22 protein-coding genes and 4 pseudogenes are annotated in these 26,164 nt (G+C 59.5%); 17 read left to right on the top strand and 9 right to left on the bottom strand.

The features are described 5' to 3' along the window. Positions 1-21 precede the first annotated feature (21 nt). Positions 22-657: a hypothetical protein gene (locus JN403_RS04155; RefSeq protein ID WP_205485492.1), complete on the bottom strand. Its 636-nt coding sequence runs from the start codon at positions 655-657 to the stop codon at positions 22-24. A gap of 355 nt (positions 658-1,012) precedes the next feature. Between JN403_RS04155 and purE the strand changes: the two genes are divergently transcribed. The 4 genes and pseudogenes from purE (at position 1,013) to JN403_RS04135 (ending at position 3,680) form a co-directional block, all read left to right on the top strand. Beyond that, positions 1,013-1,504 (top strand): 5-(carboxyamino)imidazole ribonucleotide mutase, encoded by a 492-nt coding sequence (gene purE / locus JN403_RS04150; protein WP_074885928.1) that lies wholly within the window; start codon positions 1,013-1,015, stop codon positions 1,502-1,504. A 7-nt stretch (positions 1,505-1,511) separates the two neighbouring features. Further along, positions 1,512-2,593, top strand: a pseudogene (locus JN403_RS04145) (5-(carboxyamino)imidazole ribonucleotide synthase). Between the two features lie 225 nt (positions 2,594-2,818). After that, complete coding sequence (locus tag JN403_RS04140) at positions 2,819-3,064, top strand: GlsB/YeaQ/YmgE family stress response membrane protein (RefSeq protein WP_037016790.1); 246 nt, start codon at positions 2,819-2,821, stop codon at positions 3,062-3,064. 79 nt (positions 3,065-3,143) lie between these two features. Then, positions 3,144-3,680, top strand: coding sequence for a DUF3299 domain-containing protein (locus tag JN403_RS04135; RefSeq protein WP_205485490.1), 537 nt, complete (start codon positions 3,144-3,146; stop codon positions 3,678-3,680). 174 nt (positions 3,681-3,854) lie between these two features. On the opposite strand, the gene JN403_RS04130 is transcribed toward JN403_RS04135, so the two are convergent. Together JN403_RS04130 and JN403_RS04125 are read right to left on the bottom strand one after the other, a co-directional pair. Continuing rightward, the gene (locus JN403_RS04130) at positions 3,855-4,766 is read right to left on the bottom strand and encodes a D-hexose-6-phosphate mutarotase (RefSeq protein WP_205485488.1); all 912 of its coding nucleotides are present in this window, start codon (positions 4,764-4,766) and stop codon (positions 3,855-3,857) included. Between the two features lie 105 nt (positions 4,767-4,871). Then, complete coding sequence (locus tag JN403_RS04125; protein WP_037016781.1) at positions 4,872-5,273, bottom strand: acyl-CoA thioesterase; 402 nt, start codon at positions 5,271-5,273, stop codon at positions 4,872-4,874. A gap of 380 nt (positions 5,274-5,653) precedes the next feature. Between JN403_RS04125 and JN403_RS04120 the strand changes: the two genes are divergently transcribed. The 8 genes and pseudogenes from JN403_RS04120 to JN403_RS04085 all read left to right on the top strand — a co-directional run bounded on the left by JN403_RS04120 (position 5,654) and on the right by JN403_RS04085 (position 16,240). Then, positions 5,654-6,952: an MFS transporter gene (locus JN403_RS04120; RefSeq protein ID WP_205485486.1), complete on the top strand. Its 1,299-nt coding sequence runs from the start codon at positions 5,654-5,656 to the stop codon at positions 6,950-6,952. Between the two features lie 148 nt (positions 6,953-7,100). Continuing rightward, positions 7,101-8,080: pseudogene (locus JN403_RS04115) on the top strand (phosphate ABC transporter substrate-binding protein PstS family protein). A 185-nt stretch (positions 8,081-8,265) separates the two neighbouring features. Next, positions 8,266-10,551, top strand: a complete 2,286-nt coding sequence (locus JN403_RS04110) for an ABC transporter permease subunit (RefSeq protein ID WP_205485483.1) — start codon at positions 8,266-8,268, stop codon at positions 10,549-10,551. Positions 10,552-10,566: 15 nt separating this feature from the next. Then, positions 10,567-12,236: pseudogene (pstA, locus tag JN403_RS04105) on the top strand (phosphate ABC transporter permease PstA). Between the two features lie 96 nt (positions 12,237-12,332). Continuing rightward, complete coding sequence (pstB, locus tag JN403_RS04100) at positions 12,333-13,166, top strand: phosphate ABC transporter ATP-binding protein PstB (protein ID WP_205485481.1); 834 nt, start codon at positions 12,333-12,335, stop codon at positions 13,164-13,166. A gap of 51 nt (positions 13,167-13,217) precedes the next feature. Then, positions 13,218-13,976 carry a phosphate signaling complex protein PhoU gene (gene phoU / locus JN403_RS04095; RefSeq protein WP_122534192.1) on the top strand — a complete coding sequence of 253 codons (759 nt, stop codon included), beginning with the start codon at positions 13,218-13,220 and terminating at the stop codon, positions 13,974-13,976. 173 nt (positions 13,977-14,149) lie between these two features. After that, on the top strand, positions 14,150-15,055 hold the full coding sequence (locus JN403_RS04090; protein WP_205485479.1) for a response regulator: 906 nt from the start codon (positions 14,150-14,152) through the stop codon (positions 15,053-15,055). 276 nt (positions 15,056-15,331) lie between these two features. Next, a complete protein-coding gene (locus JN403_RS04085) occupies positions 15,332-16,240 on the top strand; it encodes a M23 family metallopeptidase (RefSeq protein ID WP_205485477.1) in 909 nt (302 codons plus the stop codon). Between the two features lie 21 nt (positions 16,241-16,261). Here JN403_RS04085 and JN403_RS04080 read toward each other — a convergent pair whose 3' ends face one another. The 3 genes from JN403_RS04080 to phoB form a co-directional block, all read right to left on the bottom strand. Continuing rightward, complete coding sequence (locus JN403_RS04080; protein WP_122623573.1) at positions 16,262-17,602, bottom strand: hemolysin family protein; 1,341 nt, start codon at positions 17,600-17,602, stop codon at positions 16,262-16,264. A 100-nt stretch (positions 17,603-17,702) separates the two neighbouring features. Continuing rightward, positions 17,703-19,004 (bottom strand): phosphate regulon sensor histidine kinase PhoR, encoded by a 1,302-nt coding sequence (gene phoR / locus JN403_RS04075; RefSeq protein ID WP_205485470.1) that lies wholly within the window; start codon positions 19,002-19,004, stop codon positions 17,703-17,705. Between the two features lie 48 nt (positions 19,005-19,052). Further along, on the bottom strand, positions 19,053-19,742 hold the full coding sequence (gene phoB, locus JN403_RS04070) for a phosphate regulon transcriptional regulator PhoB (RefSeq protein WP_037016751.1): 690 nt from the start codon (positions 19,740-19,742) through the stop codon (positions 19,053-19,055). A 170-nt stretch (positions 19,743-19,912) separates the two neighbouring features. Between phoB and JN403_RS04065 the strand changes: the two genes are divergently transcribed. Beyond that, complete coding sequence (locus tag JN403_RS04065) at positions 19,913-20,293, top strand: hypothetical protein (protein ID WP_122534187.1); 381 nt, start codon at positions 19,913-19,915, stop codon at positions 20,291-20,293. Between the two features lie 33 nt (positions 20,294-20,326). On the opposite strand, the gene ubiA is transcribed toward JN403_RS04065, so the two are convergent. Continuing rightward, complete coding sequence (gene ubiA, locus JN403_RS04060) at positions 20,327-21,217, bottom strand: 4-hydroxybenzoate octaprenyltransferase (RefSeq protein WP_205485469.1); 891 nt, start codon at positions 21,215-21,217, stop codon at positions 20,327-20,329. Further along, positions 21,217-21,795, bottom strand: coding sequence for a chorismate lyase (locus tag JN403_RS04055; protein WP_205485467.1), 579 nt, complete (start codon positions 21,793-21,795; stop codon positions 21,217-21,219). Before JN403_RS04055 ends, ubiA begins: the two co-directional genes overlap by 1 nt. 372 nt (positions 21,796-22,167) lie before the next feature. Here JN403_RS04055 and JN403_RS04050 point away from each other — a divergent pair, with 372 nt between their 5' ends. The 4 genes and pseudogenes from JN403_RS04050 to JN403_RS04035 all read left to right on the top strand — a co-directional run bounded on the left by JN403_RS04050 (position 22,168) and on the right by JN403_RS04035 (position 24,677). Further along, positions 22,168-22,335: a rubredoxin gene (locus tag JN403_RS04050; protein WP_002555879.1), complete on the top strand. Its 168-nt coding sequence runs from the start codon at positions 22,168-22,170 to the stop codon at positions 22,333-22,335. 33 nt (positions 22,336-22,368) lie between these two features. Next, positions 22,369-23,517 (top strand): FAD-dependent oxidoreductase, encoded by a 1,149-nt coding sequence (locus JN403_RS04045; protein ID WP_205485465.1) that lies wholly within the window; start codon positions 22,369-22,371, stop codon positions 23,515-23,517. A gap of 188 nt (positions 23,518-23,705) precedes the next feature. Beyond that, positions 23,706-23,975: pseudogene (locus tag JN403_RS04040) on the top strand (HU family DNA-binding protein); the annotation flags it as partial. 327 nt (positions 23,976-24,302) lie between these two features. Beyond that, entirely contained in the window at positions 24,303-24,677 is a 375-nt protein-coding gene (locus JN403_RS04035; RefSeq protein WP_122534183.1) for a helicase, read from the top strand. Between the two features lie 21 nt (positions 24,678-24,698). Here the strand turns inward: JN403_RS04035 and JN403_RS04030 are convergent, their stop codons facing one another. Beyond that, complete coding sequence (locus JN403_RS04030) at positions 24,699-26,087, bottom strand: aminoacyl-tRNA deacylase and HDOD domain-containing protein (protein WP_205485463.1); 1,389 nt, start codon at positions 26,085-26,087, stop codon at positions 24,699-24,701. Positions 26,088-26,164: the final 77 nt, after the last annotated feature.

The raw sequence follows: 26,164 nt of genomic DNA, 5'->3' as shown, positions 1-26,164 counted from the left end.
CGAAGAGCGACCCATGTTGCGTCAAGGATACCTGTTCAGATGCTCAGCAATAATTTGCTTGTTCGCGTCGCTGTAGACATAGCAGTTGGAGCGTATTTTTTCGTGACTTTCGATGATATTCGTCTGGCACCACCATCCGCCTTTATAGAGAACCTCTGCGGCCTTATGAGTGCCACCGAGCATATGACCCAGTTCGTGCGCGGGTATTGCGAACGTTTCCAGTGATGCTATGCCCGTGTAGCTCTTGTCCTCACTCGCGCCCAGCGTATTCGAGTTGATCTTGTTCTGAGTTAACAACAGGTATTTGGTGGTCGCGTTGCGCTCCATGCCGTTGTTGATGACATGCCGATCCATCCTGTTCTTCCAGGCGTAATAGGTTTCGTCCACATCATCATTTTGATAAGCGAAGTCCGTGAGGCCCGGGACGTCCCGAATGAACGCCAGTCGCACATAACGATCGGTGAAACTTTCCAGATCCCTGATAAGCCAGGCGAAGTAATCCTGGCGCAATTCGTGGATGTTGTGATGTGAAAGGTCGTCGTGGAGAACCAGGTAGAGGGTTAACGGTTGTCTGGAGGGGTTATCGTTGGCCCACGCCTTGTGACTCAGCGCTAACGCGCAGAGCAGCAGCAGACAACTTGTATATTTCTTGAGCATCGTACTCTTCCTTGAGTAGGTGGATTATTGTCGGGCCGTGTATAGCCCGACGCCGGATATCTAATAGCAACTGGCGTCGACAGGGAATCAGGATCGACGCCGATTGCAGTAGTCCTCGTTTGATTGGTGTGAGGTACAAGTGCCGATCCTCTGCCGGACTTTTCCGTGCCGCCTGCCGCTATAAAAAACCTGGACGGTTGAACGTATGGGGGCTGTCATCCTGACGCTTTGCGGTATACTCCGCGGCCTTCGGCCGGTTCGACTGGTCATCATTTGTACGACAAGCCACGCCGGTTTTCCCGCGTGGCTTGTTGTTTTTAGCCGCGCCTGCGGGCGCCCGATGAGAGGCACGACGATGAGCGCACTGGTTGGCGTGATAATGGGCTCCAAGTCCGATTGGTCCACCCTTAGCCACACCGCCGACATGCTTGAAAAGCTCGGCATCCCGTACGAAGTCAAAGTGGTTTCGGCGCACCGCACGCCCGATCTGCTGTTCAAGTACGCCGAAGAAGCCGAAGGCCGTGGCATCGAGGTGATCATCGCCGGCGCTGGTGGCGCTGCTCATCTGCCTGGCATGTGCGCTGCCAAGACTCATCTGCCCGTTCTGGGTGTCCCGGTTCAGTCGTCCATGCTGTCGGGCGTCGACTCATTGCTCTCCATCGTGCAGATGCCTGCCGGTATTCCAGTTGCAACGCTGGCCATCGGCAAAGCAGGCGCGATCAACGCCGCGCTGTTGTCGGCCAGTATCCTGGGCGCCAAGCACCCACACTTCCACGCAGTGCTGAAGAAATTCCGTGCTGAGCAGACAGACAGCGTTCTGGACAATCCAGACCCACGCGAGGCCTGAGGTTTTCATGAAGATCGGCGTAATCGGTGGCGGCCAGTTGGGTCGCATGTTGGCACTGGCGGGCACCCCGCTGGGAATGAACTTCGCCTTCCTTGATCCCGCACCGGACGCCTGCGCCGCTGCGCTTGGCGAGCACCTGCTCGCCGATTACGGTGATCAGGAACACCTGCGCCAGCTGGCGAACGATGTTGATCTGGTCACCTTCGAGTTTGAGAGCGTACCGGCTGAAACCGTTGCCTTCCTGTCGCAGTTCGTGCCGGTTTACCCGAGCGCCGAAGCACTGCGCATCGCCCGCGATCGCTGGTTTGAAAAAGCATGTTCAAGGACCTCGGCATCCCGACGCCGGCGTTCGCCGACATCAAGTCCCAAGCGGATCTGGACGCTGCGGTGGCCAGCATCGGTCTGCCGGCCGTGCTGAAAACCCGCACGCTGGGTTACGACGGCAAGGGCCAGAAAGTCCTGCGCACCCCTGAAGACGTGAGCGACACCTTCGCCGAACTGGGCAGCGTGCCGTGCCTGCTGGAAGGCTTTGTGCCGTTCACCGGCGAGGTTTCGTTGATCGCCGTGCGTGCCCGTGATGGCGAGACCCGCTTCTATCCGTTGGTCCACAACACCCACGACAGCGGCATTCTGCGCCTGTCCATCGCCAGCACCGATCACCCGTTGCAGGCGCTGGCTGAAGATTACGCCGGGCGTGTGCTCAAGCAGCTGGATTACGTAGGCGTGCTGGCCTTTGAATTCTTCGAAGTCGATGGCGGCCTGAAAGCCAACGAGATCGCCCCGCGTGTCCACAACTCGGGCCATTGGACCACCGAAGGTGCCGAGTGCAGTCAGTTCGAGAACCATCTGCGCGCCGTTGCCGGGCTGCCGCTGGGTTCGACGGCCAAGGTTGGTGAGAGCGCGATGCTCAACTTCATCGGTGAAGTGCCGGCTGTGAGCGACGTGATCGCCATCGAAGACTGTCATCTGCATCACTACGGCAAGGCCTTCAAGGCCGGGCGCAAGGTCGGCCACGCCACGGTGCGCAGCAAAGACCGCAAGACGCTGGATCGTCAGGTGAAGCAGGTCGAGGCATTGATCAAAAACTGATCACAGCGTGGTCGGTCTTGACGGCCTCTGTGGGAGTGAGCTTGATCGCGATGGGATTTTGTCCGCGACCTCATTGCTGTCGGACCCAGCGAGATCGCGAGCCAGCTCGCTCCTACAGTGTCCTTCATATCCTGTTGAACCATTTCGCCGGGCCGCCCCTCTCATAGCGTGTTGCCAATAGCTAGCTAGGCTATTGGCATATTCATTCAAACAGAGGGACATGGCATGGGAATCATCGGAACCATCTTCATCGGCTTGATCGTAGGTCTGCTGGCGCGCTTCCTGAAGCCAGGCGACGACAGCATGGGCTGGATCATGACCATCCTGCTCGGCATCTGCGGCTCGCTGGCTGCCACTTATGGTGGTCAGGCGCTGGGTATCTACCGCGCAGGCGAGGGTGCAGGTTTCCTCGGTGCACTTGTCGGCGCGATCATCCTGCTGGTGATCTACGGCATGATTAAAAAGCGTTAAGCACGCCTGGCCCTCTGCGCTATTGCTGCGCAGAGGGCTAGAATGCCCGGCACTCAACTCCTTCCGCCGAGCCTCTCCAATGCGTCATCTCCTCTTCGTTTCATTGCTGCTGGTCTGCGGACTGGTACGCGCCGCTGAATTACCTGAAACCGACTGGCTAGAGCTGATGCCGAAGTCGGATCAGAAAGCCCTCGAAGCCATGCCCGAAATCGATCACAACTCGCCTGAAGGCCAGGGAACGTTCGACAGCAAGGGCGGTTTGAAGCAGAGCAAGGGCTTGCCTGCCGTCATGTACTCCACCAAAACCGTCGCGTCGATGAACGACAAAACCATTCGTCTGGGTGGTTATCCGGTGCCGCTGGAGACTGATGCGAAAGGCCACAGCACGCTGTTCTTCCTCGTCCCGTACCCGGGCGCCTGCATCCATGTGCCGCCACCGCCGCCGAATCAGCTGGTGCTGGTGCGTTATCCGAAAGGCCTGAAGATCACCGACATCTATACACCGTTGTGGGTCATCGGCACGTTGAAGGTCGAGAAGGTCAGCAATGATCTCGCCGACGCGGCTTACACGCTGGATGCGTCGAAAGTGCGGGTGGTGGTTGAGGCGGATTTGTAGTTCGCTGACACAGCAATATCCTGGTGGGACCGCGTACATTCCGGAGGTTGGTCTTGGAACCCACTGTAGGACCGGCTTCAGCCGGGAAAGCGCCAGGTGCCACACCGCAAATTTACGGTGTTCATGCAGGCCTCTTCCCGGCTGAAGCCGGTCCTACAAAATAGCGCAGTGTCGTCAGGCTTCTGCCAACGGCTCGGCCCAGATGCTGACGCTCAGCGCATGCATATCACCCGGTTTGAGCGTCACCACATCGGTCATGACGTTGGCTGTCTCAACACACACCATGCTTTTCCAGCCATCCGGCTGCATGTCGTCGAAGGTTTTGGTCTTGTCGATCCACGGGTTCCAGACGATGGCCGATTGCGAACCCGTCGTCTGAATCTGAATCCGGCGTTCCCATTTCGGATCGACCACTGAGATCAGGTCGGGCGTGTCCTGATAAATACGGTCGGTCTCGCCGGTGAAGGTGATATCGCCCACCTGTACATTCCGAGTTTCCCAACTTTCCAGTGTGTTCAGGTACTCCACGCCGTCCAGCCCTTCGATGCTGATCTGGCTGACGTCACTGACCGCGAAATAGCTGTGCAGCGCCTGACTGAGCGTGACGTCTTCAGCGCCAGCGTTGAAGCTCACCAGGCTGACATTCAGCGCGGTATCCAGGCGGATGTGTAGCTTTAAGCCAACAGTGTGCGGCCACCCCGGCAAATGTCCTTCGGCCTGGGGCTGGATGAATTCGACAATCAACGCGTCGCCATCCTCACCCACGCCCATCAACTCCCAGTCGATCGCCCGAACTTCGCCGTGGGCCTTTGCCGGTTCGTCGCTTGCACGCATGGCCTGCACGCTGGACGGATTACGCTGAAAATTGCCAAACCACGGCCAGCAGATCGGCATCCCGCCGCGAATAGGCTTGCCCGATTTGAACAGCGCGCCCGGGTTGGACCAGATCAGCGGCTCATCGCCGTCCACCTGGTAACTGATGATGTGCGCGCCTTGCTGGGCGATCACCAGTTCGGCCTGACCGTGGCGGATGCGCCAGCAATTAAGCTCACCGAGCTGGAAGGATTCGACGTTTGACGTAGGCATAGGGGTTCTCACTCGAAGGACAGTGACTGACTCAGACTGCGCCAAGCTTGATGAGTTTGTTGCGCAAAGCCAAGGGCGGGCACATCGGCCCCCTTGGCTTACTGATCAGCGACGAGCCGGCACCGAGCGAGTACGGCCGCTGCCGTCGATGGCGACGAAAACGAACACGGCTTCGGTCACCTTGCGCCATTCGCTGGACAGGGGATCATCGCTCCACACCTCGACCATCATCTGAATCGAGCTGCGGCCGATTTCCAGGGTCTGGGTGTAGAACGACAACTGCGCCCCCACCGCGACGGGCACCAGGAACGCCATGCGGTCGATGGCAACCGTCGCCACGCGGCCACCGGCCACCTTGCTCGCCATGGCAGTACCGGCAAGGTCCATCTGAGAAACTAGCCAGCCGCCGAAAATATCCCCGAAGCCGTTGGTTTCGCGGGGTAGGGCGGTAATCTGCAAAGCAAGATCGCCCTGCGGTATCGGATCTTCTTGTTCGAGCTCAATCATTATCGGGTCCCTCTGACCCATGACTCTACTAAGTCTTCATCTTGTTTAAAGGGAAACTCTGCGAAAACGACTTGGGCAAATGGTTTCGCACAACTTCCCTGAAGAGCCCGGTTGAGTCGCGGCCGGCGAGTATATCTGGCGCGCCGTCACGACACGACCGCCGCTTTTTCATGATGCCTTCGGGTCATTGCAATCCATGTGCATTTGTACGCAATTTGCTATCGTGCCGGACCGACCTGGCGCACTACGCCATTTTTGGCACGCAATTTTGATGCCCGATTAACTTTTCGAGTCGAGAAATCGCGTGTGAAGCCGTTACCCACGGTTGAGTCACCGTTGATTTTTCGCCCAAAGAGAGCCTCAAAAGAGAAGCCATTGTCATGTCCTCTGTGCCTTTAAGTGCTACGCAGCCTTCGCGCCCGCTGAACCGCAACGATTACAAAACCCTTTCACTGTCTGCCCTGGGCGGAGCGTTGGAGTTCTACGACTTCATCATCTTCGTGTTCTTCGCAGCAGTGGTAGGCAAGCTGTTTTTCCCCGTAGACATGCCCGAATGGCTGCGTTTGATGCAAACGTTTGGCATTTTTGCCGCCGGTTATCTGGCTCGGCCCCTTGGCGGCATCGTCATGGCGCACTTCGGCGATCTGCTGGGCCGCAAGAAAATGTTCACCCTGAGCATTTTTCTGATGGCCGTGCCGACGCTGATCATGGGCTTGCTGCCAACCTACGCGCAGATCGGCATCTGGGCTCCCATGTTGTTGCTGCTGATGCGCGTCATTCAGGGTGCTGCAATCGGTGGCGAAGTGCCTGGCGCGTGGGTATTCGTTTCCGAACACGTTCCCGCCCGTAACGTCGGTTACGCCTGCGGTACCCTCACGTCCGGCCTGACGGCCGGGATTCTGCTTGGCTCGCTGGTCGCAACCTGGATCAACAGCGTGTACTCGCCCATTGAGGTATCGGACTACGCCTGGCGGATTCCTTTCCTGCTTGGTGGCGTTTTCGGTCTGATGTCGGTTTACCTGCGCCGCTGGCTGCACGAAACCCCGGTGTTCGCCGAGCTGCAATTGCGCAAGCAACTGGCTGACGAAGTGCCGCTCAAAGCGGTATTGCGTGATCACCGTGGCGCGGTTGTGCTGTCGATGCTTCTGACCTGGTTGCTCTCCGCCGGTGTGGTGGTTGTCATTCTGATGACGCCGACCCTGCTGCAAAAGGCCTACGGTTTCGCACCCGCCGACACCCTGAAAGCCAACAGCCTCGCCATTGTTTTGCTGAGTCTGGGCTGTATCGGGGCGGGCGCGCTGGCGGATCGAGTCGGCGCGGGGCTGGTCTTCCTGTTCGGCTCGCTGGGCCTGCTGGTGAGTTCGTGGACCTTCTACCACATGATCGGCACGCACCCGGATCTGCTGTATCCGCTGTACGCGATTACCGGCTTGTTCGTCGGCACCATCGGCGCGGTGCCCTTCGTGATGGTCAAGGCCTTCCCGCCGGTGGTTCGTTTCTCCGGGCTGTCGTTTTCCTACAACCTGGCGTACGCCATCTTTGGCGGTTTAACGCCAATGGTCGTCAGCCTGATGTTCGCAGCCAACCCGATGGGGCCTTCCTGGTACGTGGCGATTCTTTGCGCCATGGGCATGGGGATCGGTATTTTCCTGATGAGAGGAAAGCCGGTCGAGTCCTGATCCAGCCTACGACGAATCGTCCCGCTGAAAAATCAAAGCCGCCAGTCATGATGACTGGCGGCTTTCATTTGATTGTCATATTCCGGTCATAGAGTGGTCACATGGCCATCATCGATGGCGGTACTCTTCACCTCGCCAGGAGCAAGGCATGACCTTCAAACGTTTGATGACGGCGCTGACTTTCGTGGCGGCTGGCGTGGCGGTCGACAATGCGAGTGCCGCCGTCGACCCGGCGATCAAGCCCTACGTCAAAACCAGTGGTGTCTCCGGAAATCTGTCCAGCGTAGGCTCCGACACGCTCGCCAACCTGATGACGATGTGGGCCGAGGCCTACAAAAAGAATACCCAAGCGTGAACATCCAGATTCAGGCCGCTGGCTCCTCGACAGCGCCGCCTGCACTGACCGAGGGCACCGCAACACTGGGGCCCATGAGCCGCAAGATGAAAGACGGCGAGTTGTCGGCCTTTGAGCAGAAGCGTGGCTACAAGCCTACGGCGATTCCGGTGGCGGTGGATGCGCTGGCGGTGTTTGTTCACAAGGACAACCCGATCAAGGGCCTCACGCTGCAGCAGGTTGACGCAATCTTCTCCGCAACCCGGCTGTGCGGCGCCAAGACCGATGCAAAAACCTGGGGCGATGTGGGCGTGACGGGTGATCTGGCCGGCAAGGCCATCCAGCTGTTCGGGCGTAATTCGGTTTCCGGCACTTACGGTTTCTTCAAGGAAGAGGCGCTGTGCAAGGGCGACTTCAAGCCCAACGTCAACGAACAGCCCGGCTCTGCGTCGGTGGTCAGCTCCATCAGCAACTCCCTGAACGGCATTGGTTACTCGGGCATTGGTTATAAAACGTCCAGCGTTCGCACTGTTCCCCTCGCAAAAAAGGAGGGCGGCGAGTATGTCGAAGACAACGAAGCCAACGCATTGAATGGCACCTACCCGCTGGCACGCTTCCTTTATGTGTACGTCAACAAGGCGCCGAACCAACCGTTGAATCCGCTCGAAGCCGAGTTCGTCAGATTGATCCTGTCAAAACAAGGTCAGGAAGTTGTCATGAAAGACGGGTACATTCCGTTACCAGCCAAGGTCGTCAGCAAAGCCTTGGCTGATCTGGGGCTACAAGAACGGTAGCGAGCACGCTGCCCAGACAACCCTGAAGCGGGGTGACAGGTTCGTCCCGCCACAAACGACAAAGGCCTTATGGAACGAGGCTCGCAGAACACTGAACAGTCCGTTGCCCCGATTCAGGAGCGGCGGGCTTTTTTGCGTCACCTCGCTGTCATGTATTTGTCATACAGAGTGGCTACGGTGTGCGCATGAATGATTTGGCCAATTCATCAATGACCGACAAACCCCGTCCCGAGCGCATCGATTTCAATGCGCCCGAGCTGCAGCGCAAGCGCAGGATCCGTGCGCTCAAAGATCGCCTGACGCGTTGGTACGTGTTAGTGGGCGGTCTTGCCGTGTTGGCCGCCATTACCTTGATCTTCTTCTACCTGGCTTACGTCGTCGCGCCGTTGTTCCAGGGTGCGAAGCTGACGCGCAGCGATGCTCAAACGCCTGCCTGGCTCCAAGATGCCGGCAAGCCCATGGTGCTGGTCATCGAAGAGCAGAATCAGGTTGCCATGCGCGTGTCCGACAAGGGCGAAGCGCTGTTTTTCCGTCTCAAGGACGGCGGCGAAATCTCCCGCGTGGCCTTGCCGATCCCCGCAGGCGCGAAGGTCACGTCGGTGGCGCAGGATCAGCCCGGCAAGCCCCTGATCGCGATTGGCCTGTCCAACGGCAGCGTAATAGTGTTCAAGCACGCGTACCCGATCAGCTATCCCGACAACAAAAAGACCATTACCCCCACGATTACCTATCCCTACGGCGAGACGCCGCTGGTGCTGGACGAAGGAGGGCGCGCCGTCGAGCACGTCAATCTGAACGCCAGTGACACGACCCTGATTCTGGCCGGTGCAACCGGTACCCAACTGCACGTGCTTTCGCTGACCCAATCCGAAAACCTGATGACGAGCGATACCGATCGCGAGCAGAACCGCATCGATCTGCCGCAGCTGTCAGCAGCGGTCAAAGCCATTTATGTCGACCCGCGCCAGCAGTGGCTGTACGTGATCAATGGTCGCGCGCTGGCCGACGTGTTCGACCTACGCGATCGCACACTGAACGGCCGGTACAAACTCCTTGAAGATGCCAATGCCGAAACGACTGCCAGCACGCAACTGGTCGGTGGCGTCTCTCTGGTGATCGGCAGCTCAAGAGGCAACATCGCGCAGTGGTTCATGGCCCGAGACGTCGATGGCGAGATGCGCCTGCAGCACATTCGTGATTTCAAAATGAGTGGCGCGCCGATCTCCCAGATCACCGCCGAGCAACGCCGCAAAGGCTTCATTGCCATGGACACCTCCGGCAAGCTCGGCGTGTTCCACAGCACCGCCCACCGCACGCTGCTGATCGACTCGATAGCCAGCGGCCCGGCCGTCATGGGCCTGTCGCCGCGGGCGGATCGGATCATCGTTGAAGACAGCGGCAAGCTGCTGCCCCTGAGCCTGAACAACCCGCACCCGGAGATTTCCTGGAGCGCGTTGTGGGACAAGGTCTGGTACGAGAACTACGACGAACCCAAATACGTTTGGCAATCCACCGCGTCCAGCAGTGATTTCGAGCCTAAGCTCAGCCTCGCGCCACTCACTTACGGCACCCTGAAGGCCGCGTTCTACGCCATGCTCCTGGCCGCGCCAATTGCTGTCGCTGCGGCGATCTACACCGCTTACTTCATGGCGCCGCGCATGCGCCGCAAGGTCAAGCCGATCATCGAACTGATGGAAGCGATGCCGACGGTGATTCTCGGATTCTTCGCCGGGCTGTTCCTGGCGCCCTATCTGGAAGGGCATCTGCCGGGCATCTTCAGCCTGCTGATCTTCACCCCCATCGGCATCTTGTTGGCAGGGTTTGGCTGGACGCGCTTGCCCGACTCGATTCGCCTGCGGGTACCCGACGGTTGGGAAAGCGCGATTCTGATTCCGGTCATTCTGCTGATTGGCTGGGTCTCACTGAGCATGAGCCCGCACCTCGAGAACTGGTGGTTCGGCGGCGACATGCGCTCGTGGATCACCAACGACCTGGGCATCACCTATGATCAGCGCAACGCATTGGTGGTCGGGATCGCCATGGGTTTTGCGGTCATCCCCAACATTTATTCCATCGCCGAGGACGCCGTGTTCAGCGTGCCGCGGGGGCTGACGCTCGGCTCACTGGCCCTCGGCGCCACGCCGTGGCAGACGCTGGTTCGTGTGGTGATTCTGACGGCCAGCCCAGGAATTTTCTCGGCGCTCATGATTGGGATGGGGCGCGCCGTCGGCGAAACCATGATCGTGCTCATGGCCACCGGCAACACGCCGATCATGGACATGAACCTGTTCGAAGGCATGCGCACGCTCGCGGCCAACGTGGCGGTGGAGATGCCGGAGTCGGAAGTGGGCGGCAGTCATTACCGCGTGCTGTTCCTCGCCGCCCTGGTGCTGCTGATGTTCACATTTGTCATGAATACCTTGGCAGAGCTGATTCGTCAGCGCCTGCGCAAGCAGTATTCGTCTCTTTAGGGCAGGTTGAAACCGATGAAGCAGACCTCCCTCAAGCGATGGTTCAACAGTGGCGGCCCCGGCGTCTGGTTAAGCGCAGGTGCGGTCTCTATCGCCGTGATCATGACCATCGGTTTGCTCGCGGTGATCGCCGTGCGTGGGCTGGGGCATTTCTGGCCGGCCGATGTGATTTCCGCCCAGTACGACGTTCCCGGGCAGGAAAGCCACGTGCTGGTTGGCGAGCTGGTTCAGTCTGAACAAGTGCCGCGCGCCAGGCTCAAGGCCGCCGGGCTGCCAGTCCCTGATCAGGGGCCCGAGTTCATGACCCGCGATCTGTTCAAGGTCGGCAACCGGGACATCAGCCCCAGCGATTTCAACTGGATCATTGGCGAGTGGCTCAAGGATCTGCGCAAGCCAGCGGAGTTGATGACGCTGGAGCGCCGCGAGTGGGGAAACTTCTACGGCTATCTGGTCAACGTCAAGGAAGACGGCAAGGTCGTCGCCGAAGGTGAAGCCGCATGGCCGCAACTGCAGGCGCGTATCGAGCGGGTGCAGGGTATTTCCGATCAGCTGGACGACCTGGAGAAGGGTGAGATCGGCGCGATCAACCACGGCATCGAGCGGCTGCGTCTGCAGGCGCGCAAGCTTGAGCTCAATGGCGAACTTGATGCAGCGGCTCAGGCCGACATGGCCACTGAGCGCGCTGAATATGACGCGCGTTACAAGGAAGTCGAATCGCGGCTGGGCGCGCTACACGCCGAATACAATCGTGACAGCCTGACGGCGCGTGACGCCAACGGCAAAGAAATCGAGATCAGCATCGGTAAGGTGGTTCACGCGTATCAACCCAACGCGATGGGCACGATGACCAAGATGGGGTTCTACTTTCAAAAGCTCTGGGAGTTCCTCAGCGATGACCCGCGCGAGGCCAACACCGAGGGCGGGATTTTTCCTGCGATCTTCGGCACCGTGATGATGACGCTGATCATGGCCGTGATCGTGACGCCCTTTGGCGTGCTCGCGGCGGTGTATCTGCGTGAGTACGCGCGCCAGGGCGTGATGACGCGCTTGATCCGCATTGCTGTGAACAACCTCGCGGGCGTCCCCGCCATTGTCTACGGCGTGTTCGGGCTGGGCTTTTTGTTTACGTGCTGGGCGGTTCTCTGGACCAGCTGTTCTTCCCCGAAGCCTTGCCGGCGCCGACGTTCGGCACGCCCGGCTTGCTCTGGGCGTCGTTGACTCTGGCACTACTCGCCGTCCCGGTGGTGATCGTCGCCACCGAAGAAGGCCTGGCGCGCATCCCGTTGACGCTGCGTGAGGGTTCGCTGGCCCTGGGTGCGACCAAGGCCGAAACGCTGTGGAAGATCGTTTTGCCGATGGCGAGCCCGGCCATGATGACCGGGCTGATTCTGGCCGTGGCCCGGGCGGCCGGTGAAGTGGCGCCGCTGATGCTGGTGGGTGTGGTCAAGATGGCGCCGTCGCTGCCGGTGGACGGCAATTACCCGTACCTGCACCTCGACCAGAAGATCATGCACCTGGGTTTTCATATCTACGACGTCGGTTTTCAAAGCCCCAACGTCGAGGCGGCGCGCCCGCTGGTGTACGCCACGGCGCTGCTGCTGGTGCTGGTGATTGCGCTGCTGAACCTGTCGGCGGTGACGATTCGCAACCGCCTGCGCGACAAGTACAAGGCGTTTGAAGACTGAGTCAGCTACAAGCGGCAAGCTGAGAGCCGCATACCGTATCAGCACCACACTTGCAGCTTGCGGCTTAAGGCTTGCAGCTACGATCGGAGTGAGACCATGCAACACGAACCCCACGCCCACGGCATCAACATGTCGGCCCTGGGCCGCAAGCGCCAGGTGCTGGATCTGGCGAACGAAGCCGTTGCGCTGGAAGTGCCGGGGCTGGATCTCTTCTATGGCGAGAAGCAGGCGCTGTTCGACATCCGCATGAACATCCCGAAACAGCGCGTCACCTCGTTCATCGGGCCGTCCGGGTGCGGCAAGTCCACCTTGCTGCGCACCTTCAACCGCATGAACGATCTGGTGGACGGCTGTCGCGTACAGGGCCAGATCAAGCTCTATGGACACGACATCTACACCAAAGGCGAGGACGTCGCCGAGTTGCGTCGCCGGGTTGGCATGGTGTTCCAGAAGCCCAACCCGTTCCCCAAGACCGTTTACGAGAACGTGGTCTACGGGCTGCGCATTCAAGGCGTGAACAAGAAGCGCGTGCTTGATGAAGCCGTCGAGTGGGCCTTGCGTGGCGCCGCCCTGTGGGACGAGGTCAAGGACCGCCTGCATGAGTCGGCGCTCGGACTTTCCGGTGGTCAGCAGCAGCGTCTGGTGATCGCCCGCACTATCGCCGTCGAACCCGAGGTGCTGCTGCTCGATGAGCCGTGCTCCGCGCTCGACCCGATTTCGACGCTGAAAGTCGAAGAGTTGATCTACGAACTGAAATCCAAATACACCATTGTGATCGTTACCCACAACATGCAGCAGGCGGCGCGCGTGTCGGATTACACCGCGTTTCTGCACATGGGCAAGGTGGTCGAATACGGGGACACCGATACGTTGTTCACCAATCCGACCAAAAAGCAGACTGAAGACTACATAACCGGTCGTTACGGCTAGCACGTGTTTCGTCAGCCTTGAACCACCGCGCAATCAATCGGACGGACACTCATGATCAAAGACAGCCATACACATCACATCTCCCAGCAGTTCAACGCTGAACTGGAAGAAGTTCGCAGCCACCTGCTGGAAATGGGTGGTCTGGTCGAGAAGCAGGTCAATGACGCGGTCACCGCGTTGATCGAAGCCGACTCGGGCCTGGCCCAGCGAGTGCGCGAGGTGGACGACCGGATCAACCAGATGGAGCGCAATATCGACGAAGAGTGCCTGCGCATTCTGGCCCGTCGTCAGCCTGCCGCCTCCGACCTGCGTCTGATCATCAGCATCTCCAAGTCGGTCATCGACCTTGAGCGTATTGGCGATGAGTCCACCAAGATCGCCCGCCGTGCGATTCAGTTGTGCGAAGAGGGTGAGTCGCCGCGCGGTTACGTCGAAGTGCGCCACATCAGCGATCAGGTCAGCAAGATGGTGCGCGATGCACTGGACTCGTTCGCCCGCTTCGATGCCGATCTGGCGTTGTCGGTGGCGCAGTACGACAAAAACATCGACCGTGAGTACAAGACCGCATTGCGTGAGCTGGTCACCTACATGATGGAAGATCCGCGCTCGATCTCCCGCGTGTTAAATGTGATCTGGGTCCTGCGTTCGCTGGAGCGCATCGGTGATCATGCGCGCAACATCTCCGAACTGGTGATCTACCTCGTGCGCGGTACCGATGTTCGCCACTTGGGCCTCAAGCGCATGCAGGAAGAAGTCAAAGGCCTGACCGCCGAAAGGATTAATGTTCTGGACAAGCCTGACGATAAATAAGATTGCCTGAGAAAAAACGCCTGGCGACCGCCGGGCGTTTTTGTTTCTCCGGTCTGCCCATATTTTTCAAGTCACCCGCGAATAAAAGTCCCGGTGTCGTCAAACAGTTTGGCAGCTGGCCACCCGCCAGCAAATGCTCGCCATTTACGGTGAACACGCCATCAGGAGCGTCGATGAGTAAAGTCAGTGTATTGGTGGTGGATGACGCACCGTTCATCCGCGATCTGGTCAAGAAAGGCCTGCGCAACGCCTTCCCGGGTATCGCTCTGGAAGACGCGGTCAACGGTCGCAAGGCGCAAGTGCTGCTCAGCCGTGAAGTGTTCGATCTGGTGCTGTGCGATTGGGAAATGCCCGAAATGTCCGGGCTTGAATTGCTGACCTGGTGCCGCCAGCAGGACAACCTGAAGACCATGCCTTTCATCATGGTCACAAGCCGTGGCGACAAGGAAAACGTGATTCAGGCGATCCAGGCCGGCGTATCGGACTTCATCGGCAAGCCGTTCACCAACGAGCAACTGCTGACCAAGGTCAAGAAGGCGCTGCACAAGGTTGGCAAGCTTGACGCGTTGATGTCCAGTGGCCCGGCCCGCGTCAATGCAGCGTTTGCCAATGACTCGCTCAGCGCCTTGACGGGTAACCGTCCCGAGGTCGTCAACACGGCACCTGCGGCTTCAACTGCATCGCAAATTGCTCAGTCTATGGTCCCGCCTGTGGCAAAAGCGGCTCCTTCCGCCGCACCTACCGGTCGTGGTCAGGGTCAGTTGCGTCTCCCAGGTGGAAACCAGCCCTGCGTGATCAAGGCGTTGACGCTCAAGGAAGCGTCGCTGCTGGTCCGCCGTGGCGAAGTCCTGCCGCAGATCCTTGAAAGCGCCGTGCTCGATCTGGAGCAAGGTGAAAACGCTGAGGTGGCGCGTCTCAACGGCTATCTGCACGCGATTGCCGCGTTCGAGCAGAAGCCGGACAGTGAGTGGCTGCAGGTCACTTTCCGCTTCGTCGACAAGGACACCCAGAAGCTTGATTACCTTTCGCGTCTGATTGCCCGTGGTACGGCGCAGAAGCACTTCGTGCCGGGTGCCTGATTCGCTGCGCACTCATGTGTGGGAGCGACCGGGTGGCGCTCCACCTTGCTCGCGATGAGACCGGTATCTCCGCTAAATGTGCAGCGGCCGGGCGTCCATCTTCGCGAGCAAGCTCGCTCCCGCGTTACCTAGCATAGAAATTGCAAATCCGATCGCGCCCTGTGCTGACGCGATTTCCTTGACGCTTCGTCTATTACCGATTGATTCGGATGAGTCCAATTGCGTCGGCATCGCTGTTAGGCTGGGCGCCAATCGTCCACTCACCAGGTCTTCCCGATGTTAGAGCGCATGCTGGTTGTCTGTGCCCTGCTGCTGGCCACGCAGACCGCCGGGGCAGTCACGATCTATCGGTTCACCGATGCCAATGGCGTGGTGTCGTTTACCGACCAGCCCGTGCGCGGCGCCCAGGTGATGAAGCTTCGCGAGCGCATGGTCGAACGCATCGACAGCCAGGTGCGCCTTAGCGTCAAGAAAGCCAATGGCAGCGACAGCCTGTATGTTCGCAATGATCTCTACGCGCCCGTGGAAGTCGAACTGCGTCTGGCCGGGGTGAAGAATGTGGTCGGCGTGTCGGATCAGGTCATTCGTCGTACGATTCCAGCGCGCAGCAACGAACGCCTCATCGCCCTCAGCCCGCAAGTCGCCAGCAAGGCCATGGCCTATAAGCCCAGTCTGCGATCAATCGTGGGTGACCCGCAGCGCGGTGTCTCAGCGAGTGGATTTGCCTATCGCTATCCATTGCCGTGGGTGGGCGGGCCGTTTCGCATCAGTCAGGGTGCCAACGGGTCCTACAGCCACGTTGGCGCCAAGAGCCGCTATGCGATCGACATCGCCATGCCCGAAGGCACGCAGATCATCGCTGCGCGGGGCGGTACCGTGATCAAGACCGAAAATGCCCAGTCGGGCCGTGGCGCCAATCCGTCTGGCAACTTCGTTCGCATCCTGCACGATGACGGCACGATGGGCGTTTATCTGCATCTGCAGCAGGGATCGGTGAGCGTGAAGGAAGGCCAGCATGTGGCCGTGGGCGCGCCGCTCGGGCGGTCCGGCAACACCGGCAACAGCACCGGCCCGCATTTGCACTTCGTGGTGCAGCGCAATGTCGGGCTGGCGCTGGAGTCGATCCCGTACGAATTCTCGCAACCTGTCCAGAGCCTGCCCAACTTCGCGATTGGCGGGAATTGATCATCTGCTCTGACGGGCAGGTCAATCCAGCTTCAGCACCTTCGCCAGCACGATCTTCGGGCCTTTCATCTTCTTGATGATGATGCGCAGGCCTTCGACTTCCATGACTTCCTCTTCCTCAGGCACGCGCTTGAGGCTGTCGTAGATCAGGCCTGCCAGGGTTTCGGCTTCAACGTGGTCCAGATCAATGCCCAGCAGGCGCTCGACCTTGAACAGCGGGGTGTCCCCGCGAACCAGCAGCTTGCCCGGCTGATAGGCCAGAATCCCGCGCTCGGCCTTGCGGTGTTCGTCCTGAATGTCGCCCACCAGCACTTCCAGCACGTCCTCCATCGTCAGGTAGCCGATGATCTTGCCGTCGGCTTCTTCAACCAGCGCAAAGTGCGCGCCGCCTTGACGGAACTGCTCCAGCAGACGCGACAGTGGCATGTGCTTGGACACCCGCTCCAGCGGCCGCGTGAGCTCGGCGAGGTTGAAGGACTCGGGAAGATGGTCCAGCGCCGCCAGCTCTAGCAGCAGGTCCTTGATGTGCAGCAGACCCACAAACTCGTTGCGGTCCGAGTCGTACACTGGGTACCGGCTGAACTTGTGCCGACGGAACATCGCGAGGATTTCTTTGAGCGGGGCGTTGAATTCCAGCGAGACCATGTCTTCGCGGGAGTTTGCCCAGTCCACGACTTCCAGCTCGCCCATTTCCACGGCGGAGGCCAGCACGCGCATGCCTTGGTCACTCGGGTCCTGACCACGACTTGAGTGCAGGATCAGCTTGAGCTCTTCACGGCTGTAATGATGCTCGTGATGCGGGCCGGGCTCACCTTGGCCTGCGATGCGCAAAATGCCGTTGGCACTGGCGTTGAGCAGATAAATGGCCGGGTACATCGCCCAGTAGAAGAGGTACAGCGGCACAGCCGTCCACAGCGACAACAGCTCGGGTTTGCGAATGGCCCAGGATTTCGGCGCCAGTTCACCCACCACGATGTGCAGGTACGAAATCATGAAAAAGGCGCTGAAGAACGACACGCCTTTGACGACTTCCGGCGATTCCACGCCTACGGTTTCGAGCAATGGCGCCAGCAAGTGCGCAAATGCCGGCTCACCGACCCAGCCCAAGCCCAGCGACGCCAGCGTAATACCCAGCTGGCAGGCCGACAGATAAGCATCGAGCTGACTGTGAACGGTGCGCAGGATGCGCCCGCGCCAGCCGTTTTTCTCGGCAATGGACTCGACGCGGGTCGAGCGCAGTTTGACCATGGCGAACTCGGCCGCAACGAAAAATCCGTTGAGCAGAACCAACACCATTGCGAAAAGAATCATGCCGAAATCGGCGAAGAGTGAAGCCAGGCTGATACCAGGGGAAGGGTCCATGATGGGGTTTTGCAGGTTCCGTTTTGAAGTGTGGAATGAAACAAGCCCTCACAATTGGAGGGCACAAGGGACGCAATTTAGCGGCTATCTACAGGCTTGCCTAGGCTTTGGTCATCTGCGCCGGGGCAAAGTTGCAGATAAACACACTGCCCTTGCCGGGAACGCTGTTGATTTCCAATGCCGCTCGGTGGCGCAACAGCACGTGCTTGACGATCGCCAGGCCCAGGCCTGTGCCGCCGGTATTTGATGCGCGGCTGGAATCAACCCGGTAGAAGCGCTCGGTCAGGCGTGGAATGTGCTTGCTGTCGATGCCGATGCCGGAGTCCTGCACGCTTAAGTGTGCGCCACGGCCGTCACTCCACCAGCGGATGCGGATCTTGCCCTCGGCCGGCGTGTATTTGACGGCGTTGAAGATCAGATTGGAGAACGCGCTGCGCAATTCGGCCTCGCTGCCCTTGAGTCTGTCGTCGCTTTCCAGATCCAGAGTGATCTGTTGATTCTTGCTGCCCGATAGCGCCTGAGCATCATTGGTAATGCTTTGCAGCAGCGATGACACGGCCACGGGCTGGTTGTCCGACGGATAATCGGTGGCTTCCAGCTTGGCCAGCAGCAGCAGGTCGTTGAGCAGCGTCTGCATGCGCCCGCCTTGCTGATGCATTTGCTGCAACGCCCGGACCCAGCGCGGATTCACTTCCTCGACGTTATCCAGCAGCGTCTCGAGATAGCCGCAGATAACCGTCAACGGCGTGCGCAGTTCATGGGACACGTTGGCGACGAAGTCTTTGCGCATTTGCTCCAGCTGGTGCATGCGCGTCACGTCGCGCACCAGCATCAAATGCTCGTTGTTGCCGTATCGGGTGATCAGCATCTGAATGCGCAGGCGGTCATTGACCGGCGAAGGGATCTCCAGCGGCTCGGCGTAATTGGCGTGCTCGAAGTACTCTTTGAAGCGCGGATGGCGCACCAGATTGGTCACCGGCTGACCGCTGTCCTGGGGCGTCTTCAAGCCCAGCAAGGTTTCGGCAGCGCGGTTCCACCATTCCAGGTTGCCGTCGCTGTCGAGCATGATCACGGCATCTTTCAGTGCGGCAGTGGATTCCTGCACACGGTCGATAACCGCTTGCAGGCGGCCACGCACGCGCTGGTCGCGTCGTTGCAGATGATAAATGCTGTCGAAGACTTCACCCCATAAGCCATAGCCATCGGGCGGCGGCTCGTCGGGTTTGTGATGGCGAAGCCAGTCGTGCAGGCGTAACAGCTGTTTGAGGGTCCAGGCCAGATAAAGCCCCAGACCGATTGCCAGACACCCGCCGTAATGGCCGCTGATCAAACCGGCCAGCAGCGAGGCTGTGACCAAAATCAGCAAGTGGCGGATCAGGGTGCCATGCCAGTTGTGATTCAATTAACGCGTCCTTGTCTTCAGCGGTCTGAATCGCTGCCAAATGCTTCTTCAGCTTTTGGTGGAGAAACGGTAGCCAGTACCGCGGACGGTTTGTACCAGATTTTCGTAAGCCTCGCCGAGGGCTTTGCGCAGACGCCGGATGTGGACATCCACGGTGCGCTCTTCCACGTAGACGTTTCCGCCCCAGACCTGATCGAGCAACTGCCCGCGGGTATAGGCGCGTTCCTGATGGGTCATGAAGAATTGCAGCAGGCGGTATTCGGTCGGGCCCATCTCGGCAGGTGTGCCGTCGATGGTCACACGGTGGCTGATCGGGTCGAGCAGCAGACCGCCTACTTCGATCGGTGATTCGCCATCGTTCGGGGCTGCGCGACGCAGCACGGCCTTGAGCCGGGCGACCAGCTCGCGAGGAGAGAATGGTTTGGTGATGTAGTCGTCGGCGCCGACTTCGAGGCCCTGGATTTTGTTGTCCTCTTCGCCTTTGGCCGTGAGCATGATGATCGGGATGTCGCCGGTCAGTTCGTCACGCTTGAGGCGGCGCGCCAGCTCGATGCCGGATGTGCCGGGCAGCATCCAGTCCAGCAGGATGAGGTCCGGCTTGCGGTCGACGATAACGGCGTGGGCCTGTTGCGAATTCTCAGCCTCAATGCAGTCATAGCCAGCCATTTCCAGTGCGACGGCAATCATTTCGCGTATGGGCGCTTCGTCGTCGACGATCAGAATGCTCCTGCCAACCATGCCTCGAACCTCATGTCATTTAACTGTCTTGGGGCGCATTAGATAACGGAATTATTGCAGTCGTGTGACAGGTTAGTTCGAGCTAGGCGTATTCGCCGGTCTAGCGCTAAGCTGGCGACTTGTCCTACAAGAAACGTCCATACAAAGACAAACAAGAAGAGGATTCATCCATGGCTAAAATTTCTTCCGCTCTGATGCGCCTTTTGGCGGCAGCCGCACTGGCGTCCTCCGGCATGGCATTCGCTGCCGCGCCTGCAATGACCAGCGACGGCATGCTCACCGACCACAAGGGCATGACGCTTTATACCTTTGACAAAGACACCTCTGCAGGCAAGTCCGTCTGCAACGATCAATGCGCAACCAACTGGCCGCCGCTGACCGCCACCGCCAGTGATAAGCCTGAAGGCGACTGGACCATCATCAAGCGCGATGACGGCGCCTCGCAGTGGGTTTACAAGGGCAAACCGCTGTACTTCTTCAAAAGCGATAAGGCCGCTGGCGACAAAACCGGCGACGGCAAGGGCGACGTTTGGCACATCGCCAAGCCTTGATCTGAACCTTCGCGCTGCGTCGGCCCGAATCGGTCAGCGCAGCGCGTAGTCCACTACGATACCGACAAAAATCGCCAGTCCCGCCCAGTGGTTGTGCAGAAACGCCTTGAAGCAGGCTTGCGGGTCTTTGTCTCGCGTCGACCAGAACTCCCAGGCGAAGCATCCCGCCGCGACCAGCAGGCCGATGAAGAAGTACAGGCCCAGCTCGAAGCGTGTTCCTGCCAGCATCAGGCAGAACAACGCCAGGCATTGCAGCGTCAGGATGATCACCCGATCCGCGTCGCCGAATAGCACGGCGGTGGATTTCACACCGATTTTCAAGTCGTCCTCGCGATCCGTCATCGCGTAGTACGTGTCGTACCCCACCGTCCACAGCAGATTGGCGATGTACAGCAGCCACGCGGCAGCCGGCAGCTCGCCGGTCTCGGCGGTGAACGCCATCGGCATGCCCCACGAGAACGCCGCACCCAGCACCACTTGCGGGTAGTAGGTGTAGCGCTTCATGAAGGGGTAAGTCGCTGCGAGGGCCAGCCCGCCGAATGACAGCCAGATCGTCGTCGCGTTGGTGAACAACACCAGCACAAAGCTCAGCGTCACCAGCACGGCGAATAGGATCAGCGCTTCTTTTGACGTCACCCTGCCGCTGACCAACGGCCGCTGCTCGGTGCGTTTGACGTGGCCGTCCACCTTGCGGTCGGCGAAGTCGTTGATCACGCAGCCCGCCGCGCGCATCAAGAACACGCCGACGACGAAAATCAGCAGCGTGCTAAGGGAGGGAGAGCCTTTGCTGGCAATCCACACAGCCCACAGGGTGGGCCACAGCAGCAGATAGATGCCGATGGGCTTGTCGATGCGCGTGAGCTGGACAAAGTCCCAGGCGCGCGGGTGCAGACGGTTCAGAGATTTGAGCAGCGACAGGTACATCAGCGGCCCTCTTGGGCGTGCAGTGGAAGGTGGGCTTCGATCGCGCGCCATGCGGTGGGCAGAAACACTTCCGCCACCAGAATGCTCAAAGCCCCACGGCTGAAACAGGAGCGGCGGCCCCACAAGCCCTGCTGTGCATCCGTCGCAGGCAGCCATTTCGCAGGATAGCGGCAGACCTGGAGCGGGCCGCGGACGAAGGCTTTATCGCTGAACAGTAACTCCCCCAGCGATCGGCTACCGAGTTCGTCCATGTGCAGGCCGGCATGCTCCAGCGCACCTCTTCCGGCAACACTGCGGGCAAACACCCAATTTTCATCATGGCCCAGCAGATAGACTTCCCGTACCCAGCCCTCGCTGCCTTCAGGTAACTGCAGCGCGGCGCATTCATCATCACGTAGACGCTGCCAGCCTTCGAACTGCGGACTGACACAGAAGCGATTGTCAGAGAGGCGGGTCAGGCGTCGGGTCAGGGAGTCTTCGTGGAACAGCCACTCTAGGACAATCGGCGAAGGCGCTTCGATCAACTGATCGCGCGAAAGCCATTCAGGCGTTGGAAATGCTGGGGTTTGCTGGCTCACGGGGGACAAACACAGGCGGCAATCGAGGCGGCGAGCTTAGCATGATTGCGATTTATGACCGACGACCGGAGCGCCCCTGTTTTGCGCTGAAGCACCCGACGTCTTCCCGGCTAAAGCCAGTCCTACATGATGCACGGCGTTCGTAGGACCGGCTTTAGCCGGGGAGAGGCGGGTTTGGACGCTATCAATCTTGCGACATGACGACCGACGCCATCGCAGCCAGAGCCAATCCTCCGAAAAGCGCGCGCGTTGTACATCAATGAAACTTGCGTCATGACGCTGTGATCAGTAAAAGGCCTGACCCATTCGATAAACTTCGCGACCACAGCGGAACGTCTGGGACGTCTAGCCTGAAACCAAGAGAACCGAGCGATGAAAAAGTGGCAATGCATAGTCTGTGGCCTTATCTACAACGAAGCCGACGGTTGGCCGGATGACGGCATCGCGCCGGGCACGCTCTGGCAGGATGTGCCGGAAGACTGGCTGTGCCCCGACTGCGGCGTCGGCAAAATGGATTTTGAAATGATCGAAATCGGCTGATCCGCCGACTTCCATGACCCTCTGGAGAAATGAATGAACGCACCTGTCGTGATCATCGGCACCGGGCTGGCCGGCTACAACCTTGCCCGCGAATTTCGCAAGCTGGATGGCGAAACCCCGCTCTTGCTGATCACCGCCGATGACGGCCGTTCGTACTCCAAACCCATGCTCTCCACCGGCTTTGGCAAAAACAAGGAAGCCGATGGACTGAGCATGGCCGAGCCGGGCGCCATGGCCGATCAGCTCAAGGCTGAAGTGCGCACGCACACCCGCGTCAGCGGCATCGATCCGGGGCACAAGCGTCTGTGGATCGGCGAAGAAGCGGTGCCCTATCGCGATCTGATTCTGGCGTGGGGCGCGGAAACCGTGCGCGTGCCGGTGGCGGGCGACGCTGCCGACGCCATATTCCCGATCAACGATCTGGAGGACTACGCGCGTTTCCGTGCCGCTGCCGCCAGCAAGAAACGGGTGTTGATCCTTGGGGCAGGCCTGATCGGCTGCGAGTTCGCCAACGATTTGATCCTGGGTGGCTACGAAATCGACCTGGTTGCGCCATGCGAGCAGGTCATGCCGACGTTGCTGCACCCTGCTGCCGCCGCAGCGGTACAGGCCGGGCTGGAGAGCCTGGGCGCGCGCTTTCACCTTGGCCCGTTGCTGACTCGGCTTGAGCGCACCGACGACGGGCTCGAAGCGCATCTGTCGGATGGCGAGGTGCTGCACTGCGATTTGGTGGTGTCGGCCATCGGCCTGCGCCCTCGCACTGATCTCGCCGCAGCGGCGGGCTTGGAAATCGGGCGGGGCGTTGTGGTCGACCGGCATTTGCAGACTTCCCACGCCAACATCTATGCACTGGGCGACTGCGCTGAAGTCGATGGGCTGAACCTGCTCTACGTCATGCCGTTGATGAACTGCGCCCGGGCATTGGCGCAAACTCTGGCTGGCACGCCCACACCCGTCAAATATGGCCCGATGCCGGTCACCGTGAAAACGCCGGTTTGCCCGCTGGTTGTCTCCCCGCCGCCGAAGGGCCTGGAAGGTGTCTGGACCGTTGAAGGCGAGGGCGCAGACATTAAGGCGCTGTGCCGCGACAGCGACGGTAATCTGCTGGGGTACGCGCTAACAGGCGCTGCAGTGATGGAGAAGCTCGCGCTGAACAAGGCCTTGCCCCCCTTGTTGGCCTGATTAACAGTCGTTCTGTCGGATAAGCCATCTTTTAGTTGAAACAAACGTGTCCCATGTACTGGCGTGGGTCACGGTGGCGTGCCATTCTCATTCCGGTCTGCCGCAACGTAGAGCTGTTGCGGCACCTGCTCGCTGTCCGCAAGGGCTGCACGGGACATAAAAACAAAAAACCGTAAAAGAGGCTTCATATGCGTAAACCAGAACTCGCAGCGGCTATTGCCGAGAAAGCAGATCTCACCAAAGAACAAGCCAATCGCGTCCTCAACGCCGTGCTCGACGAAATCACCAACGCGCTGCACAAAAAGGACAGCGTCACGCTGGTCGGCTTCGGCACTTTCCTGCAACGCCATCGTGGCGCCCGTACCGGTAAGAACCCTCAGACCGGTGAGCCCGTCAAGATCAAGGCCAGCAACACGGTTGCATTCAAGCCGGGCAAGTTTCTCAAAGACAGCGTTAATCCGGACTCGGTAAAGCCAGCGAAATCAGCCAAGCCTGCTGCCGCCGCCCAAGATGCCAAGCCAGCCAAGACAGCAGTCGCCAAGGCACCTGCAGCAAAGAAAAAGTAATTCGCTGAGCGCTCTGCGGAGGGCGAGCAGCATGGGGATGGGCATGCCGATCAGTCGGCATGTCCATTTTTTATGCTCGACGAATCCACCTTGCGGACCTGCGCGTTACGTCTACTCCGCCACTTTGCGACTGAGCGGTTCTGCTTGCTCATCGGGCGATCAAGCTCGCTACACTGCGGCTGGTTACCCTGACCGCCGTCTATTCCATGAGGCCCACGCATGAAGTTTCGCTTTCTACTCTGGATGTTGGGCCTGTTGATGGCCCGCGCCAGTCGCAACAATCCCGCTTTTCAGCAGCAACTCGCGGGGAAGGACCTGGCTTTCCAGTTGCAGACGGCTGACGGCAAGATTGCCCGGCATTTCATCGTGCACGAGCAACGCGTCAAGAGCCGCGCGGGCACCTTTGCCGCACCTGCTTTCGTGATCGCTTTCAAGGATGCCGATTACGGCTTTGCCACCCTGCAGGCTCGGAACAAGCAGCTCGCGTTCATGCAGGGCATTCAGGACAAGAACATCGTGGTCACCGGCAATGCCGGCCTGGTGATGTGGTTTCAAGGGCTGACGAAGTATTTGAAGCCGAGGAAGAAGAAATAGTCTTCCTCGGTCAGTCCGAGATCAGCTGAACTGAGAGGCCAGTTCGCGCAACAGCACTTCGGCCTCCAGCACTTTCTTCACCACGTCCTGGGCTTTCTCGCGAGAGAGCTTCAGACGCTCTAGCAGCTCGTCCGGAATGCTTTCCAGAGGGCCTGAGCCGATGCCTTCCTTGCGCAGCAGGCTCACGGCCAGGCACACCAGGTTCGCATATTTGTAATGCTCACCTGCGTAGTGCGGATCGTGCTGAAAGCGCAGTGCGACGACCAGTTCCTCCGGCATGTCCCAGTTGCGCATCAGCCAGGAGCCGATCTGCTCACGGGTGATGCCCAGCAGGTGCTGCTCGACGTAGCTGTGGTGCAAATGCGGATTGACTTCGATCTGGCGGCAGATCAGCGAAAAGTGCGGTGGAAACACATGCGCCAGCAGCAGGTAGCCGAAGTTGTGCAGCAAGCCGGCAAGGTACGTCAGGCCACTTTCCGGGCGCTCGGCACGGGGCATGGCGCGGGTCAGCCCTTCGATGATCGCAGCCGTATAAATCGACTGCTGCCAGTACGGCGTTGCCTGCTGCGGATGATCCTTGGGCAGCGCCAGGGTTTTGCCCAACGCCAGACCGAGTGCAAGATTGATCACCAGATCAAAACCCAGCACGCGAACGATGGCATCTTCCACCGAGCGAATTTTGCCGGCCGAACCGTAATACGGGGAGGCCGCCCAGCTCACGACCTGTGCCGCCAATGCTGGATCGGTTTCGACTACACCGGTGATGTCATCGATGGTCGCGTCCGGGTCGACACGCAGCTTGATGATCTTCTGCGCCGTGTCGGCCAACGGCGGGATTTCCACCGTTGACTCCAGACGCTGCTGAATACGCCGGGCGGTGAAATTCTGTACGGCTTTGGTGATCTCCTCGCGGTCGTCATCGGGACGCGTGAGGTTGGGGGTGACCGACGCCACCGGTTCGCCGAAGCGGGCGGCGCTGGCCTTGGTCAGCAGCGTCTTGAAATCCTCGCTGCTGATTTCCAGCAACAGGCCCGGTTCGCCAGAGTCGATCAGAACAGCAGGACCGGAGAGAATGCGTTCTTCGTACAGGCAAGGCGAGCTGGTCAGTGCAGGCAGGCCGGGCAACGTGCCGAGTTTATGCTTCTGCAGCATGAGTTCGAGCGACTCTTTCGGCACCGCCTTCAATTTGCGGCCGGTCAATTCAGTAATGCGATTGAGGTCGAGCAAATGGTTTTGCGGAAGCAGGATGAACAGCGCGCCGACGGAGTCATCGACCAGAATGGCCTGAACTTTCTGTTGGAGCGGGAGCGACTCGTCGTCGGTCACTTCACGAAAGTCGATTTTGCCTAGCAGCTGCCGAATGACGGAAGGGCAGTGTGGGGTTGCGTCGATGTGGGCAACTTCTGTCATGGCCTGTATCCAGATTCCTACAATCGCTGAAGTATAACCAGCTTAGTTGTTATAGAGGTGAGACACCCTGATATTGC

Origin of the sequence: Pseudomonas sp. 15A4 (assembly GCF_016925575.1) — a bacterium.
Lineage (GTDB): Bacteria > Pseudomonadota > Gammaproteobacteria > Pseudomonadales > Pseudomonadaceae > Aquipseudomonas.
This window is presented reverse-complemented; position numbering and strand designations above follow the sequence as displayed.

Excerpts from the sequence above, each read along its gene's own strand:
- phoU (WP_122534192.1), top strand. The coding sequence starts at position 13,218 with ATGATCAAAGACAGCCATACACATCACATCTCCCAGCAGTTCAACGCT.
- ubiA (WP_205485469.1), bottom strand. The coding sequence starts at position 21,217 with ATGTACCTGTCGCTGCTCAAATCTCTGAACCGTCTGCACCCGCGCGCC.
- JN403_RS04045 (WP_205485465.1), top strand. The coding sequence starts at position 22,369 with ATGAACGCACCTGTCGTGATCATCGGCACCGGGCTGGCCGGCTACAAC.
- phoB (WP_037016751.1), bottom strand. The coding sequence starts at position 19,742 with ATGGTTGGCAGGAGCATTCTGATCGTCGACGACGAAGCGCCCATACGC.
- JN403_RS04090 (WP_205485479.1), top strand. The coding sequence starts at position 14,150 with ATGAGTAAAGTCAGTGTATTGGTGGTGGATGACGCACCGTTCATCCGC.
- JN403_RS04155 (WP_205485492.1), bottom strand. The coding sequence starts at position 657 with ATGCTCAAGAAATATACAAGTTGTCTGCTGCTGCTCTGCGCGTTAGCG.
- JN403_RS04065 (WP_122534187.1), top strand. The coding sequence starts at position 19,913 with ATGGCTAAAATTTCTTCCGCTCTGATGCGCCTTTTGGCGGCAGCCGCA.
- JN403_RS04050 (WP_002555879.1), top strand. The coding sequence starts at position 22,168 with ATGAAAAAGTGGCAATGCATAGTCTGTGGCCTTATCTACAACGAAGCC.
- JN403_RS04030 (WP_205485463.1), bottom strand. The coding sequence starts at position 26,087 with ATGACAGAAGTTGCCCACATCGACGCAACCCCACACTGCCCTTCCGTC.
- JN403_RS04085 (WP_205485477.1), top strand. The coding sequence starts at position 15,332 with ATGTTAGAGCGCATGCTGGTTGTCTGTGCCCTGCTGCTGGCCACGCAG.
- JN403_RS04135 (WP_205485490.1), top strand. The coding sequence starts at position 3,144 with ATGCGTCATCTCCTCTTCGTTTCATTGCTGCTGGTCTGCGGACTGGTA.
- JN403_RS04035 (WP_122534183.1), top strand. The coding sequence starts at position 24,303 with ATGAAGTTTCGCTTTCTACTCTGGATGTTGGGCCTGTTGATGGCCCGC.
- JN403_RS04125 (WP_037016781.1), bottom strand. The coding sequence starts at position 5,273 with ATGATTGAGCTCGAACAAGAAGATCCGATACCGCAGGGCGATCTTGCT.
- JN403_RS04120 (WP_205485486.1), top strand. The coding sequence starts at position 5,654 with ATGTCCTCTGTGCCTTTAAGTGCTACGCAGCCTTCGCGCCCGCTGAAC.
- JN403_RS04080 (WP_122623573.1), bottom strand. The coding sequence starts at position 17,602 with ATGGACCCTTCCCCTGGTATCAGCCTGGCTTCACTCTTCGCCGATTTC.
- pstB (WP_205485481.1), top strand. The coding sequence starts at position 12,333 with ATGCAACACGAACCCCACGCCCACGGCATCAACATGTCGGCCCTGGGC.
- JN403_RS04140 (WP_037016790.1), top strand. The coding sequence starts at position 2,819 with ATGGGAATCATCGGAACCATCTTCATCGGCTTGATCGTAGGTCTGCTG.
- JN403_RS04110 (WP_205485483.1), top strand. The coding sequence starts at position 8,266 with ATGAATGATTTGGCCAATTCATCAATGACCGACAAACCCCGTCCCGAG.
- JN403_RS04130 (WP_205485488.1), bottom strand. The coding sequence starts at position 4,766 with ATGCCTACGTCAAACGTCGAATCCTTCCAGCTCGGTGAGCTTAATTGC.
- purE (WP_074885928.1), top strand. The coding sequence starts at position 1,013 with ATGAGCGCACTGGTTGGCGTGATAATGGGCTCCAAGTCCGATTGGTCC.